This window comes from Paenibacillus sp. FSL K6-1318 (genome assembly GCF_037976905.1).
Classification (GTDB): Bacteria; Bacillota; Bacilli; order Paenibacillales; family Paenibacillaceae; genus Paenibacillus; species Paenibacillus amylolyticus_A.
Map to the genome: position 1 here is coordinate 6,035,752 of NZ_CP150270.1, position 17,831 is coordinate 6,053,582.

Annotated in this window: 30 protein-coding genes; 2 read left to right on the top strand and 28 right to left on the bottom strand. The window is 45.9% G+C overall.

Translation table 11 applies throughout. The annotated features are described in order from the left end of the window. Positions 1-68: 68 nt before the first annotated feature. The 25 genes from NYE45_RS27110 to NYE45_RS27230 form a co-directional block, all read right to left on the bottom strand. Complete coding sequence (locus tag NYE45_RS27110; RefSeq protein WP_340014665.1) at positions 69-731, bottom strand: hypothetical protein; 663 nt, start codon at positions 729-731, stop codon at positions 69-71. Beyond that, positions 728-1,243 carry a hypothetical protein gene (locus NYE45_RS27115; protein WP_340014666.1) on the bottom strand — a complete coding sequence of 172 codons (516 nt, stop codon included), beginning with the start codon at positions 1,241-1,243 and terminating at the stop codon, positions 728-730. Before NYE45_RS27115 ends, NYE45_RS27110 begins: the two co-directional genes overlap by 4 nt. A gap of 399 nt (positions 1,244-1,642) precedes the next feature. After that, positions 1,643-2,044, bottom strand: coding sequence for a hypothetical protein (locus tag NYE45_RS27120; protein WP_340014667.1), 402 nt, complete (start codon positions 2,042-2,044; stop codon positions 1,643-1,645). 14 nt (positions 2,045-2,058) lie between these two features. Then, positions 2,059-2,262, bottom strand: a complete 204-nt coding sequence (locus NYE45_RS27125) for a hypothetical protein (RefSeq protein WP_175380578.1) — start codon at positions 2,260-2,262, stop codon at positions 2,059-2,061. Next, the gene (locus NYE45_RS27130; RefSeq protein WP_340014669.1) at positions 2,259-2,492 is read right to left on the bottom strand and encodes a hypothetical protein; all 234 of its coding nucleotides are present in this window, start codon (positions 2,490-2,492) and stop codon (positions 2,259-2,261) included. Before NYE45_RS27130 ends, NYE45_RS27125 begins: the two co-directional genes overlap by 4 nt. Further along, positions 2,489-2,728, bottom strand: coding sequence for a hypothetical protein (locus tag NYE45_RS27135; RefSeq protein ID WP_340014670.1), 240 nt, complete (start codon positions 2,726-2,728; stop codon positions 2,489-2,491). The genes NYE45_RS27130 and NYE45_RS27135 overlap by 4 nt, the downstream gene beginning before the upstream one ends. Then, on the bottom strand, positions 2,725-2,931 hold the full coding sequence (locus NYE45_RS27140; protein ID WP_340014671.1) for a hypothetical protein: 207 nt from the start codon (positions 2,929-2,931) through the stop codon (positions 2,725-2,727). Before NYE45_RS27140 ends, NYE45_RS27135 begins: the two co-directional genes overlap by 4 nt. Further along, positions 2,928-3,323 carry a hypothetical protein gene (locus tag NYE45_RS27145; RefSeq protein WP_340014672.1) on the bottom strand — a complete coding sequence of 132 codons (396 nt, stop codon included), beginning with the start codon at positions 3,321-3,323 and terminating at the stop codon, positions 2,928-2,930. Before NYE45_RS27145 ends, NYE45_RS27140 begins: the two co-directional genes overlap by 4 nt. Before the next feature lie 141 nt (positions 3,324-3,464). Then, complete coding sequence (locus NYE45_RS27150) at positions 3,465-3,734, bottom strand: hypothetical protein (RefSeq protein WP_340014673.1); 270 nt, start codon at positions 3,732-3,734, stop codon at positions 3,465-3,467. Between the two features lie 54 nt (positions 3,735-3,788). Then, positions 3,789-4,187 carry a hypothetical protein gene (locus tag NYE45_RS27155; protein WP_340014674.1) on the bottom strand — a complete coding sequence of 133 codons (399 nt, stop codon included), beginning with the start codon at positions 4,185-4,187 and terminating at the stop codon, positions 3,789-3,791. Between the two features lie 102 nt (positions 4,188-4,289). Continuing rightward, positions 4,290-4,679, bottom strand: coding sequence for a DUF3797 domain-containing protein (locus tag NYE45_RS27160; RefSeq protein ID WP_340014675.1), 390 nt, complete (start codon positions 4,677-4,679; stop codon positions 4,290-4,292). After that, the gene (locus NYE45_RS27165) at positions 4,676-5,059 is read right to left on the bottom strand and encodes a hypothetical protein (protein WP_340014676.1); all 384 of its coding nucleotides are present in this window, start codon (positions 5,057-5,059) and stop codon (positions 4,676-4,678) included. Before NYE45_RS27165 ends, NYE45_RS27160 begins: the two co-directional genes overlap by 4 nt. Then, positions 5,041-5,253 carry a hypothetical protein gene (locus NYE45_RS27170; RefSeq protein ID WP_340014677.1) on the bottom strand — a complete coding sequence of 71 codons (213 nt, stop codon included), beginning with the start codon at positions 5,251-5,253 and terminating at the stop codon, positions 5,041-5,043. The genes NYE45_RS27165 and NYE45_RS27170 overlap by 19 nt, the downstream gene beginning before the upstream one ends. A 12-nt stretch (positions 5,254-5,265) precedes the next feature. Further along, positions 5,266-5,454, bottom strand: a complete 189-nt coding sequence (locus NYE45_RS27175) for a hypothetical protein (RefSeq protein WP_340014678.1) — start codon at positions 5,452-5,454, stop codon at positions 5,266-5,268. After that, entirely contained in the window at positions 5,455-5,658 is a 204-nt protein-coding gene (locus NYE45_RS27180; RefSeq protein ID WP_340014679.1) for a hypothetical protein, read from the bottom strand. Positions 5,659-5,738: 80 nt separating this feature from the next. Then, positions 5,739-6,917 carry a DNA (cytosine-5-)-methyltransferase gene (gene dcm, locus NYE45_RS27185; protein WP_340014680.1) on the bottom strand — a complete coding sequence of 393 codons (1,179 nt, stop codon included), beginning with the start codon at positions 6,915-6,917 and terminating at the stop codon, positions 5,739-5,741. Between the two features lie 24 nt (positions 6,918-6,941). Further along, positions 6,942-7,322 carry a zinc-finger domain-containing protein gene (locus tag NYE45_RS27190; protein ID WP_340014681.1) on the bottom strand — a complete coding sequence of 127 codons (381 nt, stop codon included), beginning with the start codon at positions 7,320-7,322 and terminating at the stop codon, positions 6,942-6,944. Further along, positions 7,319-7,684, bottom strand: coding sequence for a hypothetical protein (locus tag NYE45_RS27195; protein WP_340014682.1), 366 nt, complete (start codon positions 7,682-7,684; stop codon positions 7,319-7,321). The genes NYE45_RS27190 and NYE45_RS27195 overlap by 4 nt, the downstream gene beginning before the upstream one ends. 29 nt (positions 7,685-7,713) lie before the next feature. Further along, positions 7,714-8,241 (bottom strand): Holliday junction resolvase RecU, encoded by a 528-nt coding sequence (locus NYE45_RS27200; RefSeq protein ID WP_340014683.1) that lies wholly within the window; start codon positions 8,239-8,241, stop codon positions 7,714-7,716. Then, positions 8,238-9,215: a helix-turn-helix domain-containing protein gene (locus tag NYE45_RS27205; RefSeq protein WP_340014684.1), complete on the bottom strand. Its 978-nt coding sequence runs from the start codon at positions 9,213-9,215 to the stop codon at positions 8,238-8,240. Before NYE45_RS27205 ends, NYE45_RS27200 begins: the two co-directional genes overlap by 4 nt. A 24-nt stretch (positions 9,216-9,239) precedes the next feature. After that, entirely contained in the window at positions 9,240-9,563 is a 324-nt protein-coding gene (locus NYE45_RS27210) for a hypothetical protein (protein ID WP_340014685.1), read from the bottom strand. Further along, positions 9,553-9,999: a hypothetical protein gene (locus tag NYE45_RS27215; protein WP_340014686.1), complete on the bottom strand. Its 447-nt coding sequence runs from the start codon at positions 9,997-9,999 to the stop codon at positions 9,553-9,555. The genes NYE45_RS27210 and NYE45_RS27215 overlap by 11 nt, the downstream gene beginning before the upstream one ends. Beyond that, the gene (locus NYE45_RS27220) at positions 9,996-10,154 is read right to left on the bottom strand and encodes a hypothetical protein (RefSeq protein WP_340014687.1); all 159 of its coding nucleotides are present in this window, start codon (positions 10,152-10,154) and stop codon (positions 9,996-9,998) included. Before NYE45_RS27220 ends, NYE45_RS27215 begins: the two co-directional genes overlap by 4 nt. A 269-nt stretch (positions 10,155-10,423) precedes the next feature. Next, positions 10,424-11,119, bottom strand: coding sequence for an ORF6C domain-containing protein (locus tag NYE45_RS27225; protein ID WP_340014688.1), 696 nt, complete (start codon positions 11,117-11,119; stop codon positions 10,424-10,426). Positions 11,120-11,350: 231 nt separating this feature from the next. Further along, positions 11,351-11,701, bottom strand: coding sequence for a helix-turn-helix transcriptional regulator (locus tag NYE45_RS27230; RefSeq protein ID WP_340014689.1), 351 nt, complete (start codon positions 11,699-11,701; stop codon positions 11,351-11,353). Positions 11,702-11,799: 98 nt separating this feature from the next. Between NYE45_RS27230 and NYE45_RS27235 the strand changes: the two genes are divergently transcribed. Both NYE45_RS27235 and NYE45_RS27240 read left to right on the top strand, forming a co-directional pair. Next, positions 11,800-12,465 (top strand): S24 family peptidase, encoded by a 666-nt coding sequence (locus tag NYE45_RS27235; protein WP_340014690.1) that lies wholly within the window; start codon positions 11,800-11,802, stop codon positions 12,463-12,465. A gap of 17 nt (positions 12,466-12,482) precedes the next feature. Further along, the gene (locus NYE45_RS27240) at positions 12,483-13,706 is read left to right on the top strand and encodes a site-specific integrase (protein ID WP_340014691.1); all 1,224 of its coding nucleotides are present in this window, start codon (positions 12,483-12,485) and stop codon (positions 13,704-13,706) included. A 1,448-nt stretch (positions 13,707-15,154) separates the two neighbouring features. Here the strand turns inward: NYE45_RS27240 and NYE45_RS27245 are convergent. The 3 genes from NYE45_RS27245 to NYE45_RS27255 all read right to left on the bottom strand — a co-directional run bounded on the left by NYE45_RS27245 (position 15,155) and on the right by NYE45_RS27255 (position 17,806). Then, positions 15,155-15,559 (bottom strand): hypothetical protein, encoded by a 405-nt coding sequence (locus NYE45_RS27245; protein WP_340014692.1) that lies wholly within the window; start codon positions 15,557-15,559, stop codon positions 15,155-15,157. Between the two features lie 356 nt (positions 15,560-15,915). After that, the gene (locus NYE45_RS27250) at positions 15,916-16,638 is read right to left on the bottom strand and encodes a response regulator transcription factor (RefSeq protein WP_026081439.1); all 723 of its coding nucleotides are present in this window, start codon (positions 16,636-16,638) and stop codon (positions 15,916-15,918) included. A gap of 7 nt (positions 16,639-16,645) precedes the next feature. Next, complete coding sequence (locus NYE45_RS27255; RefSeq protein ID WP_074092506.1) at positions 16,646-17,806, bottom strand: sensor histidine kinase; 1,161 nt, start codon at positions 17,804-17,806, stop codon at positions 16,646-16,648. Positions 17,807-17,831: the final 25 nt, after the last annotated feature.

Here is a 17,831-nt window from a genome sequence, read left to right on the forward strand (position 1 = left end):
GTTAAAATAAAAGAGCCATCCGGTTATACCGAACAACTCCGTGTTATTGTTTTATTGAATTATCCGCATCAAGTCGCATTGGATGAACGAACGCCAACTTTTGCTTGTACATAAGGCTGTGAAATAAACCTGAATGAAAACTCGATTACATCCCCAGGCCGGAAAGTGTTTGCGCCTTCCATGCGCCAATAGAAAAACGGTACGTGTCTTGGCTGGAACCTTTGAGCACTTTCCTGTTTTCTGATATGTTCAATCGGAATGGCGCGCGCGAAATTGTTCACGCCTTCCTCAAGCTTGATCGGCTCAGTGTATACGTCCCACTGCAGCTTTTGGTTGTTCCCGTAAGCCGGTCCTAAAACGTCATCGGCTTGGATCAAAAATCCATAGATCAATTTCAAACCTCCAATCTTTCGACTCGACTTAATATCACACACTACATGAGTTACGCCGTCTCTATAAGCATTGATAGGCGGGTAATTTAGATACAATTTTAGCTGAGACATCTTGGTCACATCTTGGGTACTAATCTCTGCGGGGAAAATAGCTTTACCTGTCAGCGTGCTGCCCTTCAAGGCAGGCCTGTGCCACTTTGATTCAACGCCAGCCGCGTTTTGAAAACGATATTCGACTTGTTTTGGGTTGCTTTTTTGATCAGTGGTGTTGTCGGACATACCAGCGTGCACACAACATAAGTCTTCGGTATCCTTGTAGATCCATCTCGTGATACTCATGCGAAAACCAACCCCCACACGTCAATATTTTGCGCACTAGAACTTTTGTTGACTAACGCAAGCTTAAAGTGGGTTGCTCCCAGTTCAACAATAGGCGACATTACGCTTTTCCCTTCAGCGCCCATCGAAAAGGTATGAGCATCCGAGAAGTTGTATCCGCCATTAACTGATAACCTCAAGACTACGTCTATATTTCCGACACCTTGTCCCAATGTTAATGCGAACAATCGCATCTTCGAAAAGTCCTCTATCGCCCAGTTCTCGGATGAATTTACCGTACCTCCCGCTGGAACCGCCAAGCTGTTAAGAAGTTTCAGTTCGGACGTTCTTTGCGCAAATTTCATCATACGAACAGCGCCTTTTTCCGCATCATACCCATGCGTAGTTGACGGGCCAAATGTAGCTACATCCTCGCCATTCACACCTTCCTCAGCAGAAAGAGGGAGACCAGTAGATACTGCCAATGCAGAAACCCTTCTCCCGTTTTTATCGCGACGATTAATTAATGACATCCTTGCCACCCTCCCGTATCTATAAAATTAAAAAACACCCAATCATGTGTTGAAGACTGGATGTACCGTTTGGATGCTTTTATAGTTTTATAGGCTCTTAAAAAGAATGAGCCACCCGGAAACCCTCCGAGTGACCCAAATAATCCGTATTTCTATGCCGCCCGGATGGAGCGACTTGGGGGTGATCTTACCCACCTTCCCCGCATCACACCGCCCTTCGCCAGTTATGAAGCTTGACTGGGTCACCTAGCATGATCGAGTCCGGGGTGGAATAACGGTACACCCTGGCACACCGGAGAGAAGCAATTCCTCTCTTATGTGCCTAGTGTATAACTGATCAACCGTCACTTTGCCGTCATATCACCGTCATTCTAGCGTCACTTTACCGTCAGTTTACCGTCACTTTTTCCCAATGATTCCGCAGAGTTTAAGATGTTCAGCGATGGTATCAACACCCACTCCTATGCGTCGGTCTATAGTCTTCTCACTTCGACCTCTCTGTTCCCAGAAAGCATCGATAGTTCCGGTGTATTTCACGCCTTTGATGTATCTATGTTCAAATATTCTTTTAACGTCTTCATCTATAATCAAGCCGACAGCAACATTAATTTCATCTACTTTCGGACCATCTTCGCTTAATTTTTTCAATTGGTTAGGAGTGAGTGTTGCCGGATCTCTCCGCCTTAAGTCTTTGACTTGCAAGGCCATTTTTGGATAGCCCATCAAAAGCTTTTTGACCTGGACACGTTCAACCTTCGTCACTCGTTCGAAAATCTCCATTTGTACCACCGCAAGCCCCATATTTGGCCCCTTTCCTAAATATCAAATACTGCTTGTCCTACTGGCAACTCAGGCTTCGAAGCTTGGCGAATCAACCCTGCATCCAGCCAACGTTTTGGTGCTTTCTTCTTATAATTATCCCAAACTGGTGTTCCCGCCACAATACTTTGAAATTTATTTTCCTCAACGGCTTTTTCTGTCCATTCCCAATGGTACTTTGCTTCAAGTTGATCGGTCATTTGACTTCACCGCCCACTTGAAGACGCCGTTTTTCAGACATCTGATATTCAATGCATCTTGCTTTATAATAAGCAGCTTCACGCTGCATTTGATCCCGTTCAAACGTAAGTTGCCAGTTAACTTCAGTAATGGCCTGTAATGCTTGATCTTTCTCCCCAATCAATTCAATCAGGTCTGAAGGAGACGCGCCTTCCAATTCGTTCAAATGATGCGCTACACGGTTGTTCATTCCACCACCAACTTCCCTAATTCCTTGATTTCCGCTTTGGTCTTCGCTTTGGTGAACCCATTAAGGAAAGCGATTTTCTTCATAGTGCGTTTGGATTCCGTTTTTGCAATCTTCTTTTCCATAGAGTTCAGATCGTGCCTAGCCCAATCGTAGTACCTCTTCTGCGCCCTCAGACCTGCGACAAGACTTACTTGGAGGTCTACTGCGTCGTCATAAGTTAGTCCAAATTGTCTCATGCTTTGTCCTCCTGAGGCTTATTGATGGGCGACCAGTGCGTTACCCACGGTATTAAAGCATTGTTGATTCTCCAGCCATACTTACCTGTGCCAGGAATGCTTGCATGCTGTGCAATTAATGTATTACGCCCATTCGTTACGATGTGATCTACATGACTCGGGATACTCCGGTCTGTTGGATCGTATTTACGCCACTCTATCATTCTGTATCCGCTCCTTCCTTGGGAGCCAACCCATGGGTTTCGATTTTTTCACGGGCGCTTTCATTGTGTTTTTTCCATTCTTCAGCGTCCAATTTATCTTGGTCTCTGACCTTATCTGATTCGATAAAACGAGCAATGTTAGAAATGTTCCGTCCCAAGGATCTCCGTATTTCTCCGAGCTCTTCTCGCGAAAAATCGATTCCTAATGACTGTCCTTTGATCACTTTCACCAACTCATGCACTGGCAGGCTTTTCAGTAGTTTGGCAACTTCCACCCATCCCACACGCTCGTCATGCTTGCGTTCCTTTTCGATAGTCTCCAGTTTTATTTGAACTCGCTCATTTGCTCCTGAAGAAATGCTATGGATGTATTTCGTTAGTTTTTCACTCATGGGTACTACCTCCGATTTTTGGTTTGTTAAATGTATATGACGTAGAGGTTGTATATCCTCCTATTTGGGGAGACCGACCAAAACCTGATACGGCCTCCACTTCGTTAAGTATTGCGGTCGTCTCGGTGGCCTATCGGCCTTCTAGCATAGTTCGCTTGTTATAGCCAAAATGTCCGCCTCTGGCTTATTAAAATCTTCAATTGTTTCAGATACGCTTCTTACCAGACCTCCATCGTCAGATTGAGTTCTCGCATGAATCACCAATGCATAATCACGTTCAACTTCTTTGATTTCATCGTCCGTTTCTTCATCGTAATCTGCTACGATCTCGTTATACTTTTCAATGGCTTGATCTTCCGTCTCAGCTTTAATCAGTGCCCAGTACGGACTGTTGAATTCGAAATATCTCATGGTATCAATCTCCTTTGAATTTATTTTTATAAGTCCAGTACAGCCAATAGATGATTACCAGCAGCTTACGACAAGACTGTCTCCTTGCAATACATCTAGGAACTCATGGTTGAAATCCCATCCTTTTAACATCCCGTCAGGACGTTGCTCTTGTATGACACGCTTCCTGATCTTGTCGATGAATATTTTCGAAACCGGGAAGCAGCAGTAATCTTTATTTTCATTGGCATAGCCAAACGTGATCTCGCCGTACTGGTCGAACATTTTCACACGGTCTACATTGTGTACCTGTCCAAGCAACTCGAATGTACAAGGTTGGCTTAACATGAAGTGGATATTGATGTCGGTGTTCCATTCGCCTTCCATGTCCTGCCACGTATAAAGCTTTTTGATTTCCATTTCAGTGATTTCGATTTGCTTCAACTCTTTTTTGGTCAACGCTGTTTGTGTCATCTATATATCACTCCTATTCTTTTGTGTATTCTTGAATCTTCTCTTGAGCGCTTTTTGCTGAATCCAACCACTTTTTAATCGCTTCACGATCTCCGTCAACCCTCACGCAATATTAAAGAACCTGTTTTGATCAACCCAACGTTTCCCTTCAGACGTATTAATAAAATCTTCCGTTTTCTTGGTATGATTGATGCGTTTTACATACCCCAACTTCTGCAAAGCGTCTACGTTTACATAGCCGTAAAACTTCCCTTTTCTATCATGGATTTCATATACTCGTTTCGGTCCTATCGTCGCCCAACACGCAACCTTTAAATCTCTTAACGGCTTGTCATCCTCATCAACTTCAATACTCCATCCACACTTGCAACTGCGCTTAAAAATGTCATCTTCAATCAGCAAAACACCTTCACCATCGCCTACCAGTTCATTGCCACATTCTTTGCAATTAGCGTATTTCCGAATCAGTTTGACTGACTTCCATGCGTTCATTGGTTCCCCTCTCCTTCCTGACCCAACAAAGCCCTCAGCTTTGCATATATAAAGCTTGGTGGCGAAGCGAGTACATACCTACCAGCTATCTCATCAATGCCCTTGCGTAGACGATCTCGTTCAACAATTGCTGCCGCTGATATAGAAATTTCATCCGTTATCTGTTTGGTTAGCATTTCAATGGTGCTGTTCTTATCTTCAAGCTCCTTGCGGAGCCGCTCGTTTTCTATGTGTTGCTTTCCTGCTAGTTCGATCAGCCAACGAACCTCCCGTATTTCATCACCTGCCATTGGTTCGCCTTCCTGAGCTGCACTCCACCACTCCTTGTTGAATTCCAAGCGACCTTGAATATCGTTGTCATCTACTTTGAACATTTCCATGACTGTTCTTCCTCCCCTAAAACCCATTTTTTATATTCCGCCAACTGCTGCTTAAGCAACTTGTTTTCCAAGCGCACTTCGCTGATTGATTGGCACGTTTTATGCTTCATGAGGTTATCGTTCCAGCCCAGCTCATCCTCGTAAATTTGACCATCGCAGATATAGCAGATTCCTAGGATACATCCGCTTGCCATGGAATCACTCCCCTAATCTTGAATCCACTCATACTCCGCATAAAACTGTTGTGACAGCATCTTCTCCAACTCTCCCCAGCCGTCCATATGCTGGTAGTACACGTATCCGTCTACACACTCACAGATGGCAAATACCTCGTCTCCGTCTTCAAGGTGTCTGTAAAATCGTGCCAAACGCCTCTTGATCGGTATGCCTGCCATCTAATTAAAAACAGGAACCATGTAACCGTTGATGTGATCGAAAGTTGCTTCAATGTCACTCATTTTAATTGCTTGTTTGCCCCATGCATCAACCCTAAGCAATTCACCTTTATCATCAATTAGCCAGATATAAGTTTCCATGTCAGCATGTACGGCATATGTTTTATTTTTAAAAGTAACCACTTGGTCAATTTCAAGTTCCATGTGTTATCTCTCCTTTGGTGGGCCTAAACCCTATGTGGTATGTGGTGGGAAGAGGACCTGCCCCTTCTTCTTTGGTATCCCTACAATTGATCGTTTATCGCTTTGATAGCTGCCATGATTGGGTAGATCTGGACTGGATTAACCGCGTTACCCAGTGCTTTTAATCGACCCGTACGATTCGTTTCACCGGCAGTTACTCTCCTGGGCTCCCAGTCGTACTGCTCGGCTCCTTGTCCTGCTGGCCATCTATATCCGTCCAACCAACTGGAAAGCCCATCAAGGATTCCACCCAGTTCGGATTCAGTTGACCACCTATCAGTTCTGGTTGGTTGTGTCCCACCGCACCCACAAGCATTGTTCCGTGGCTCCCTGAAGCTTCTGACGGTGCCAACGGACGGACCGGCTTCCAGTCCTGACTTGCTGTAGGTGTCGGCCACATCGATCGTAGTACTGCTCCTGGTACAGTGTCCCTGTCTATTTGAGATGGAGGCAGAGTTGCATTCTTCGATTCCTGAGCCGCTGGGGTAGGCCACATCCTCACCGCACCGGGAAGTCCGTTCCTGGGATCCAGCGCATTGATGTTTCCTCGTTTCTCTGGATCGTTCGCCCTGGGTGTCGGCCACATTTTCACAGCCGCAGGCAGATCCGGTGATCTTCGCGCTCTCTCCGATGGGCAATCCCCTCTCAGGCTGGCTCTCGGTGTAGGCCACAATGAAGATTCGATCTCTTCTGTGCGGGGCACCGACGGCACTAGACGGTATAACAACATAGAAGGGCTGATAGCCAATGTTTTCAAGATCGTTTTTGATGGTTTCGAGGACCATTTCCGCTTCCTCGCATATAGTTGAGTCGTCTTCCATGATAAGTTCGCTGTCGGACTGCTCCATACTGATGAGCCCAGCAACATTTTCGCCAACAAACCAAGTGGGTCGGACTTCTTCAAGAATCCGTACAATCTCAGTCCAGAGGTAACGGTCGTCGCTCGTGCCTTCTCGCTTCCCGGCATGACTAAAAGGTTGGCATGGGAATCCTCCTGAAATAATGTCAATTGTTCTACCGTCTCCAATGATTCCATCCTCCTTTAATCGATCTGCAGTAAGTGTGCATACATCGTCGTATATGGGTACTCCCGGGAAATTCTTCTGCAATACCTTCACAGGAAACGGCTCCCGTTCGCAAAATGCTACCGTCTCCATGCCTGCCCAATGAGCTGCTAAATCAATTCCGCCCACTCCCGAAAACAGGCTCAGCTTTCTCATGTGTGTCTTGTCTCCCTTCCTCTGTTATCCCCTGCCTGCTCGGGATTTCCGTTCTCGTTTTAGATGTTTGCCTAACTCCTGTAGTTCCTTGCCTATCTGACATTCTTGGAGACAGTAAGTGTCTAATCTGTTACGGAGTCTGCAAGGATTGCAGTTTGCATTTACCACTTCATCAATTTTCTTGAGAGCAGCTTGTCTGCCCATCGGATTCTCAGGCCCTGCCTCTTTTGGCTTTGGAGCCGGACGTTTCACTGTATCTTCCGTGGCGTGCCGAATGAGTGGAGTTGTGCTTGCAGCCTCTTCATAAGACCAACCTTTATGCAATCTTTTGATATACGTGCTGTAAGGTACCTTGTTAGCCGCAGCGATTACTTTCATCTTCTCCCACTTCGATACCAGTCTCATGTTGTAACACCACTCTTTCGGTGTGATTTTGGCGCTTTCTTCCGATCTACTTTATCCGTAGCAGCTCGTTCGCGGCTCCAGCCACTTTTATACCTGGCATAGTAAGTTGCCTTTGGGATGCCGTTTGCCTCGGCTATCTCCGGCCATTTTCCATGCTTCTCATGTTTTCGAACAGGATCGGTGACCGCCTCTTCAATCGCCCAGTTGTACCGTTTCACCCGTTCGATAACATGCCATTTACTGATATCGTTCTTGGCAGCTATCTTGATATCGTCTTGAGTGATTTCCTGAGTCATTGATAACTGACGTGCTTCAAACCCACAGAACGGGCAGCGGAACAAATCCGTCCGTATCTCCTTCATGTCCGATGTACACTTATAACAGGTGATAATCATGACCCTGACGCCTTCCAGTGACGTTCTACGGACCAAAGGTAATCTACGGGCACCCGTTTGTCTGGAACCTCGTAGGCGTGAACGTCGAAGTCCGAGATGTGAATACTTGACCCTTGTTTCCGTTTGTAAGCGTCCCAGAAGAACCTAAGGACTGTATATGGCAGTAGATAAGTTTTCCGTTGCTTCCGAAACTCTACCAACAGGAATGAGATACCGTTCATCTTGTGAGCTTTTAACAGGTACTCTACTTGATGGTCCTTGAGGTTCTTGAGCTGGAACCGATCCAGGCTCGCAATCGACTTTGCCTCAAAAGCAATGCCGCGACCTGTTTTGATAATCCCGTCATAGTCTACAGTTGAAGGCTCTTCGTAATATCCTTCAATCACAGTAGATCCGGCCACTCTGACAACTTTGACCGGAGTAGGCCGCTTGTTTACCACGGCCAGTCCCAGTTTGTCGTATCTATCGTTTGAAAAAGTTATGATTGCTTCAAATCCCATCCCACGATTGCCTTGTAATGTCATGAGACACCTCCTGCAGCCTTGTTTTTCTGCATTTCTTCAGCAAATCTCATCATCTCTTCGAACTCATCCTGAGAAGGCTCATCCGCCTGCCCTGAAGGAGTTGCGGCAACAACAGGTATTACGGGTTTACTTGACTTTCCGCCAGCAATCGCACGCGGTTTCTTTGATTTGTTCATATCAATGACCAGGCGTGTATACTTCTCTCTGAATTTCTTAGCACTCATGACGTTGCTGTTCCAAAAGTGGTCATTTACCACCCAGTCCATTACCGCATATATCTGATCGGTGTTTGACTGCTTGTCCTTTTCGACCAGCAGGCGGAAGTCATCCGCCCATGTCTGCATGTTAGCTTTGGCCGTTCCATTGGATAGTCCTTCTCGCTCACACATCCCATCAACATTGTGTCTGAAATGGATAGCCATTTTGTAGTAAGGACTTTCTTCACTGTATTGAGGTCTTTTTCTTGAAGAAGATTTTGAAGAATCAACAGATTCAGGTGCAGGGTCTTGAATTGCCGAAGGCGATTCTTGACGCTCTTCCTCTTTATAAGGATAGTTATTTATAGATAGTTCTTTATAGGGTGCATGCTGTGCACTACCCTGGTGCATGTGGTGCACTACACCTGGTGCATGTCCTGCACTACCATGGTGCATGTCCTGCACTACCCGTGATGCATGCTGTGCACTAGGTCTCAAGATTTCGTACACGTTACTTTCGTTCAATCCGTCCTTCCGGCGTGTTCGCTTGACCAACAATTTCCGTTCAATCAGCCAATCGATGCAGTCAACAGCCTTCCGGCGACTCATGGAGCATTTTTCGGCAATCGTGTTGTAACTTGGGAAGGCAGCTGCGTTGTTAGCGCAGCGGCACAAGTAGAGGTAAACCAGTTTTTCATGTGTTTTCGTATCTATATCATCAAAGATTTCATTGGGACCCATAAAGAACCCAGTATCGAATTTAAGTTGATTAATCATAATGTTGTAAATCCTTTCCCGCGTCTATTTCAAAGCCGCGCTTATGATCGTTGCCGCCAGACGCCGGAAGCGGATACCCGCCTCGGTCTCGTCCAGCAAATCATGGCATTCGTCACATAGGTGTGCTAAATCATATACTTCAGTCCGATGATCAATTTGCTTCCTGCCAGTAAGGTGAGCGCGTTGGGTGGCTCGGGCCTTTTCGCATGCTTCACAAATTCCCTGAGAGCGTTCCTTGAGTTGCTTGTCTACCGAATCCCTAATGTCACCCATTTGGCGCTGGGTCGGCTTCACTCGCTTGCTTTTAGTCTGTTTTGACTTTGGATAGGGATTGAATTCAAGTCCCATACACGGCCTCCTGACCGCCTTGCTTGCTCATTGGCTGATAATTTGGTATGATTACAGCAAATGTGTTATAAAAATGGTTTGATTGGCGGTTGCGTTCGCGAGACGCAGCCGCTTTTCTATGTCCGCATGACTCATCGTAATGAACACGGCACCCTTCACAGCAAAACATTGATCCGTTGTCCTCCACCTTCAAAATGTTGTACCTCGATATTGAAATCTCGCAGTTCATGCAATACCCCACCGTCATACCTTGAGTTGTGTACTCCCGATTATCAACCGGATTATCTACTCGCTTTAAAAGCTTCTCAAGTCGAAGTATTTTCAACCGGAAATCAGCCTGCTTGTACACATCCTCTGCATCAGCTAACTGGTGATACGTTTTAAGCAGTTGCGCACGCAATGCACGTCGCTGGCGATCCTTTGTTTTTTGGTTCATGCTTGTCCCTCCCGAGTACGTAATTTATTTTCCAAGTATTCAATGTCTGTATCGAACCATGTTTCAGTTCCAGGGAATGCCGCTGACCGTAAACGCCGTAGCGTGTTGAGTCGTCTATTCAACAGCACACGCTCTTTCAATCTATCTTCCGTCATGCCCATCCCGCCTTGTCCTTGAAATTTTTGTACACATCGTCCAGCACTTGAATGTACTGAAATTTGTTTTCGTTTGCCCAATCAGTGCACATAATTGTGTGAGCTTGCGCCCCGTAGAACTCCAAGCAACCCTCTTCCGTAGAGATGCTTACAAACGAGTCGCCGACAACCTCACGAAAGCGTTGGAGAACTTGGAGCGGCACTGCCCCTGGAAAGATCCACGAAACTGCGTTTTCTGTGACTAGATCGTACATTCTGTTCACCCTTTCTTAAAATACTAACTGGCGATTTTTATCTTCGATTTCCCGAAGTAACCGACCCTGCGGATACCAATCAGCTACCCTATCCAACGCTCTATCAAAATCCTTGATCAATGTATCTCGCATGGAGTTTGTCTGGAAGTAGTCCTTGTGGTCCCGCCAGAGCGCTGAATATGTTTTGCTCCGCAGGCTGTTATTCCGGTAAGAGGGTGAGTCAACTCCGCCAAGAACCGATACTACAACCTCGTTTGCTCGTTGTGTCAATTGACGTTGCTGTCCGTAGTCGATTGTTGTGTTGTTTTCGATACGATGAAGTCGTTGATCAAATTCTTGCGTTCTTTGATCGAGAGCAAATATAGCTTGCAGTTCAGTACTGAGTGAACTCACCGCATAACTACCAGTTTTACGGATTGATGGGATTACCTCGTGGGTTATCCATCTCTTAAATTGTTTTGCATCTGGCTTGCGACTTCCGAGAATGAGAGAATACAAACCGAATTCGTTCACTATGTTTGCTTCTCCGTGTAATCCCCCTAAGTTGAACTTAGCCACCTCGTCGTTATCGAGTCTCTGTAAAGCGACCGTAGGATTGGATAAATCAAGGACTTCGCACACGTCTTTTGCAACCCACCACGGCTGCCCATCTTTCTCGATCACTCTCACTGCTGAACTGTTGAAGTTGAATATTTGAATTTGATTGTTCAATTTGCTCACCGCCTTATACTGAATAATTTTTTCTACCGCGTGTTTTAGCTTGTTCCCACCATGTTATAAATTCAGTTTTGTCTGCATATAGCGACCTACCAATCCTGAAAACAGGTATTCCACCGTTCTCAGGATTGGTATTCATCAAGTCATATACCGTTCTAAGCTTGATGTTAGTGAATTCATGGATCTCGTTCGCTGTTAAACTGTTAGGAAGAGTTGCTACGGATTTCATTTGGCTTCACCCTTTCTTGAGTATTCCGGACTTCTTATCCGAAAAAATTCGGATTTTCTTCCGAAAAAAATACGGCCTTTCGGCTGTCTATATACCTCCTTAACTTTTATTTCAAACTCCCTTGAGACTTTCGTGGAATCCTGTTCGTACTTCCAGAGCGTATCCCTGTGGATGCCTAAAAGCTTTGCTGCATCTACAAGATTCAATCCACAATTGACCCGAGCAGCTTCCAATGTCAACATTGACATGACTTCTGTCATGGTCTCTTGATCAACTATGTTGACCACCCCCTGCCTTGTTGCTGTGTTGACATCCCAAATAATATCCGATTTTTTTCGGATAGTCAACCGATTTTTTTCGGATTTTTTCTTTTCTTTTCGGTTTTATTCGGATATAATTGTGCCTATATTGTAGAAGAAGATTATTCTTTTAAGGAGTGGAGTAGTTGGAACGCGGAAAACACACGGAATTTGAATTGAAGATTAGAGAAGCTATAGCAGAAAACTTGAGAACACTAATTAAAGAAAACAAGTTATCACAAAAGAAGTTAAGCGAAATAACAGGGATACCTACAAGTACACTTTCTGATTATGTTAATGCGCGTTCACTTGCTTTGCCGGGTAATGTTCAAAAACTAGCCTTGGCCCTTGGAGTTCCAAAGCACAAAATTGACCCTAGTTATGGTGAAGCTATTGAAGTGCCAATGGATTCAACAAACAAAATACCTTTGGTAGGAACAATTTGCGCTGGTGATGGCCTGCTGGCAGATAACAACATTGAAGAGTATATATACTATCCTTTCCCTAATAAGAGACAACCGGATTTCGCTTTACGGGTGAAAGGCGATTCTATGATTGATGTCGGTATAAGAAGTGGCGATATTGTTTACATGAAAAAAGCGCCTTGGGCTGAAAACAACGGTCAAATAGTAGCTGCGCTGTTGAACGATTCGGAGGAAGGTGTATTGAAAAGAATGAAATGGTCTGAGGGCGCCCCGACAATATCCTTAGTTCCCGAGAATAAAGACTTTAAATCCTTCACAGCACTTCCTAATGAAATAAAGGTTTGCGGCGTCTACATGGGTCATTTTAACGTTTATGATCAAGATTGAGCACTGGAGGTGTATAAATGGCGTACATACGACGCAGGGGATGTAAGTGCGACCCCAAGCCTAAAGGAAAAGTGAAATGTAAATGCGGTGCTAAATATTCCTTTACGGTTGATATAGGTATCGATCCGGCGACTGGTAAGCGCAGACAAAAGACTGTTAGTGGATTTACAACAAAAAAAGAAGCTGAAGACGCTGCACGTATTGTCGAATATGAGTTCGCTCAAGGCTCTTATGTTCACGAAAAGGATATTAACTTCAAGGATTTTTCAGCGGAGTGGTTGAAAATGTATGCTGCTTCCGGAAGAATCAAAGAAAGCTCTGTAGACGTGCGCAGAACATGCATAAATAGAATGATGGATTATTTCGCTTTTATTCCATTACGCGATATGACTAGGAAGATTTATCAAGATATGCTTTTCGATTTACACTCGCGAGGATATTCTAAAGAGACAATAATAGCTACTCACGCTACTGGTAAACTAATCTATAATAAAGCAGTTGAACTTGAGATCATAAAGAACAGCCCCACGAAATACTCGATAGTGCCTGTTAAGAGGAAAACGGTAGAGGAATTAGAATCAGGAGACGGGTTGCCTAAATTCATGGAAAGAGATCAATTAAAAAGATTTCTCGGATCATTGAAAACTAGGATAACGATTCAAGAATACACTCAATTATTTGTCCTTGCGTACACTGGCATGAGGATCGGCGAACTTTGTGTTCTGAGATGGTCAGATATAGATTTTGAAGCAGGGACAATTAGTATCACTAAAACGTTGTACAACATAAATAACAATACTCTGAAGTTTAAATTACAAACCCCGAAAACCGTCGGTTCGCGAAGAACCATCACCATTACCCATAAGGTTATTAGAGAACTGAAAAAGTTAAGGGCAGATCAAAGAAAATTTAAGATGAAGAACATGAAAGAATATGTCGAACATGACTTTGTCTTTGTCAATCGACTAAAGCACCCGGGTTATCCAGAGATCCAAAGAATGCTTGGTGATAAAATGCCTCGTTTTCTAAAAATGAGTGGCATTGATTTAAAACTAACCCCACACTCACTGAGACATACTCACGTTTCTCTGCTCGCAGAAGCGAAGGTAAGTTTAGAGGCTATCATGGAAAGGCTGGGTCACTTGGACGATAAGGTCACACGCATAATATATATGCACATAACAAAATCAACCAAACAGGATGCGGCAAGGAAGTTCGACGAATTGATGGACGGACTTTAGGAAACAGTGGTCAAAATGTGGTCAATAGATAAAAGATATGATCAAAAAATCCTTATACATCAACGTTTTCGACCTTACTTCGGATAGACCATTTCTGTCTTGCCGGCCCCGGTCACGGCCCACAGCAAGAACCGCCCCGGCCCATCCCCTGCGGGTGGCCGGGCCAAAAACGCAAGCGCCGCGGCTGCTGCCGCGCTCTGCGCTGCGCTAAGCCCCCACCGGGCGAGCCCGCCGCCAGTGGGGGCCAAGGCCGTGCCACGCGGTGCTTCGCCGCGTCGTGGCACGGCCCCTTGCGCTGCACTGCGTAGCAGCAGCGCACAGGCACGGCTGCGCCCCAGCGCGAGGCAAGCCTCGCAGTAGGCGCACGCCGCCAGGCCGCAGGCAGCGCAGGGCACGCGCTGCCTGGCTTCGCTGCCACAACGGTGGCAGCGGGGCGCGCTCCGCGCGCGTCCAAGCCACGCGTGCCGACGGCGCGTGGCAGGCCCTTCGAGGGCGGCTGTGATACTCAGCCGCCCGTGCAAGCGCGCGAGCTGCGCAGCCGCGCGCCACTCCCTTGGCGGCTGGGCGGTATCCGCCAGCAACGCCTCCGCTTCGGCCGCCAGCAGTTGGCGGCCGCTGATCCGCTCAGCCAGCAGGGCTGCGTCCCGCTCCAGCTGAGCCCACTGCCCGGCGGGATACGGCCCCGGCATCCCGCCTACCTGAATGCCACGTACAGCGGCACTCCCCGCTTTGCCCGCTATACCTTTTCTCGCCTCAACTTCCCCCGAGGCCAGTTCATATACATCCAGCTTACGTGCAAGATAGCTCTGCCATTCGCACTCACCCCAGTGATCCATGCCCCGCTCCATCTCAAAATGCTCAACCAACCAAGAGGCCTGACTTAACGGCAACCCCGTATCCAACAACAACCAGCACAGCACATGCCGACCACTTCCTCCCACGAGCCACCAAGTTACATCCACTCGCATATCGAGAGACAAGGCCATGCTCCACCCTTCCCCTATACGGCACACATATAAGACAACTTTCATTTACTCTCCTCCCTCCAACCTACTTTCTCCTGAACGCAAAAAAAGCACATGCCTACCCGGCTGTTCGCCGGAGCATGTGCTTCATGTCCATATTCAATCTTGCGTATAATTAATCTACTCATTACTATACCAATTGAATCTCTACATCACAAGGTTCGTCTTGCATCATACAATTCTGATAATAACCAGAATCTTTCTTTAAAAAGCGAAACTTTTTCCAATCTGGTTCGTCTATACTTTTAAATTAAGAGTTCTGACTTCGAAAATCTTATTTCTGTAATCAAGAACTCATCGCACCCAGACAATAACCATAGATTGCATAAAAACCCATTTTTAATTTAAAAGCAGACTTGGCTACAATTACAAAAAAAGACTACAGCTTCTGCTGTAATCTTTTCACTGTAGATCTGCGAAATGCTACTCCCATTTCCGTTCACATGATGATTTATGCTCTGACTCACGCAAATCAATCAGGCGAAACGTGTGATCGGTCTGCGCTACCCGTTCAATATCAGCAGGGACAGCAGGCAGATAGGATGTCTCCAATCCTTGCCTTTGCATAAGCTTTTCAATAATCGTAATCGTTTCCGCTTCTGTACGATCAGCGACAACGGTCAATCTGAAGCTCTTTCCACGGTATACTAATTCCCGGCAAAGTTCTCTTACAATGCCTTCGATCCGCCCTGCCTGATTGGAAGGGATGAGCAGAATCTGCTCGAAACCGTCAGGTTCCGGACGGGATAGATGGCGCTGGTGCATGGCATGAACGGCCATTGCCGCCAGGAAGTATATGAGCAGAATCATAGTCAGATGAGCAACCATGGCAACTGCACCTCCTCGGAAGGTCATGCTCACCTATGGCGAACATCCCTGTATACAACAAGTATATGCTGTACTTCCTGAAGGGTTACACTTGCATTTCCCATCACTCATATTCCATTCTGATCGACACCGGACGAAGAAAGACAGGCCAGGTCATTCATTCACGCCTAAGCTTGAACATATGTTCCGCACAACCTTACACTTTGCTCATTTGCAGTGATAAAGTCCATTAACCCGCAGACCAATCCAACATTCTGGAAAGGGCGCGAGTGAACACCAATCTATACTTCATCAAGGTTGAACCAACCAATGGACTGACTTACGATATAAATACTGCTTTATAAAGAAATAAGGTATTAGAGCGTAACCCAACCATATTTGATCGAATTAATAACAGCTTGTGTACGGTCGTCTACTTCCATCTTCTGCAGAATACTGCTGACATGGTTTTTTACCGTTTTTTCACTGATGAACAGGAATTCACCAATCATCTTATTGCTCTTACCTTCTGCCATCAAGCGCAGTACTTCAGCCTCACGACGTGTGAGCGGGTTATTGTCGCCAGCGACAAATTTAACACCTGCTTCCTTCGAAGCTCCTTCACTCATTGCCCCTGTTTCATTAAGATACGTCATACGACGCAGCTGCATAATCAGTTTGCCCGTTACTTTCGGATGAATGAACGCATGTCCTTCATGCACGGAACGAATCGCATTGATCAGAGACTCGGCCTCCATATCCTTCAGCAAGTATCCGTTAGCCCCTTTACGAAGCGTCTCAAATACATAACTTTCATCATCATGAATGGACAGAATAATCACTTTGACATCAGGGAACAGCTCACGCAATTTCTCCGTTGCCTCAACCCCGTTTTCGATCGGCATGTTAATGTCCATCAACACGATATCAGGTTTATCCTGATTGCAGAATTCGAGCACTTGAATACCATCGCCGCATTCGCCGATGACCTCAATGTCGTCCTCCATATTTAAAATGCGTTTCAGTCCCTCACGGAACAGCTGATGATCATCAGCCAATAGAACTTTAATTGACGCTTTACCAGTATCACGGTTTTCCATCATCCTGCTACTCCTTTCCCTTATCCACGTTTGTCGGGATATGAATCACTATTTTGGTTCCTTGATTTTCTCCGGATTCAATCTCTATTCTTCCTTCTAACAGTTCAACCCGTTCTCTCATCCCAATCAGACCGAAGTGGGTATGATCCTTGCTTTTCTTCGCAAGAAGCTCCGGTTTGAACCCAAGCCCATTGTCCTGAACGACAATTTTGACGAGTTGAGCCTGGTATGTAATTTCCACTACAACATAAGTGGGATAAGCATGCTTTGCAGCATTCGACAGACCTTCCTGCACGAGGCGGTAGATCGCTGCCTCCATCGCAGAAGATAAACGGTGTTCTTTACCTCTTGTTTCAAAAAGCGACCGGATTTTCGTTTTTACCTCAAAATCCTGCACGTACTTCCGAAGCGTTGGAATCAGTCCCAGATCATCCAGTGCCATAGGACGCAGATTGAAAATAACTTTTCTCATTTCTTCAAGACTGGAACGAACCTGGCCTTTCAAATCTACTATTTCGGCCTGGACCATCTTAAAATCCTGCTTAATGAGCATTCTTTCTACAATTTCCGTCCTAAGCACTAGATTGGCGAGCATCTGCGCAGGCCCGTCATGAATCTCACGAGCAATACGTTTCCGCTCTTCTTCCTGGGCCAAAATTATTTTCAAACCAATCATTTGTCGATTTTTGGCAGATTCGATGATCCGGGTCACTTGACCCAGTTCACCTGACAGGTACTCGAGTACAACACCCATCTGCGAACCGATGGTCTCGGCACGCTCCACAGAAGCTTCCACATTTTTGGCACGCTTCTGCAGGTCATCCCGACGGGCCTTCAGATACATTTCCTTCTCACGATAAATCATCAAATCCAGCTGCAGCTGTGTTGCTTTCTCATACGCCTGCTTGATATCATGCTCGGAATAACGGACAAAGTCGCGGCTAACCTCCGTCAGCCGGATCCGGGAACGGCGGTAGTTCAGCTCCAATTGATCTACTTTCTCGATCGTTTCCGCCGTCTCCTTCAGCACCGACTTTAACTCCTCGTTGAGTGTTTTCAGCTCATCGCGAGTCGCGTCCATGATCTCGAACATTTGATATTTGCTGTTTTCCATGACTTGTATGGCGTTTTTAATGACGCGGTCTATGGCATCGGCTTGTAAATCCACGTTTGTTCGACTCCATTTCTATCGT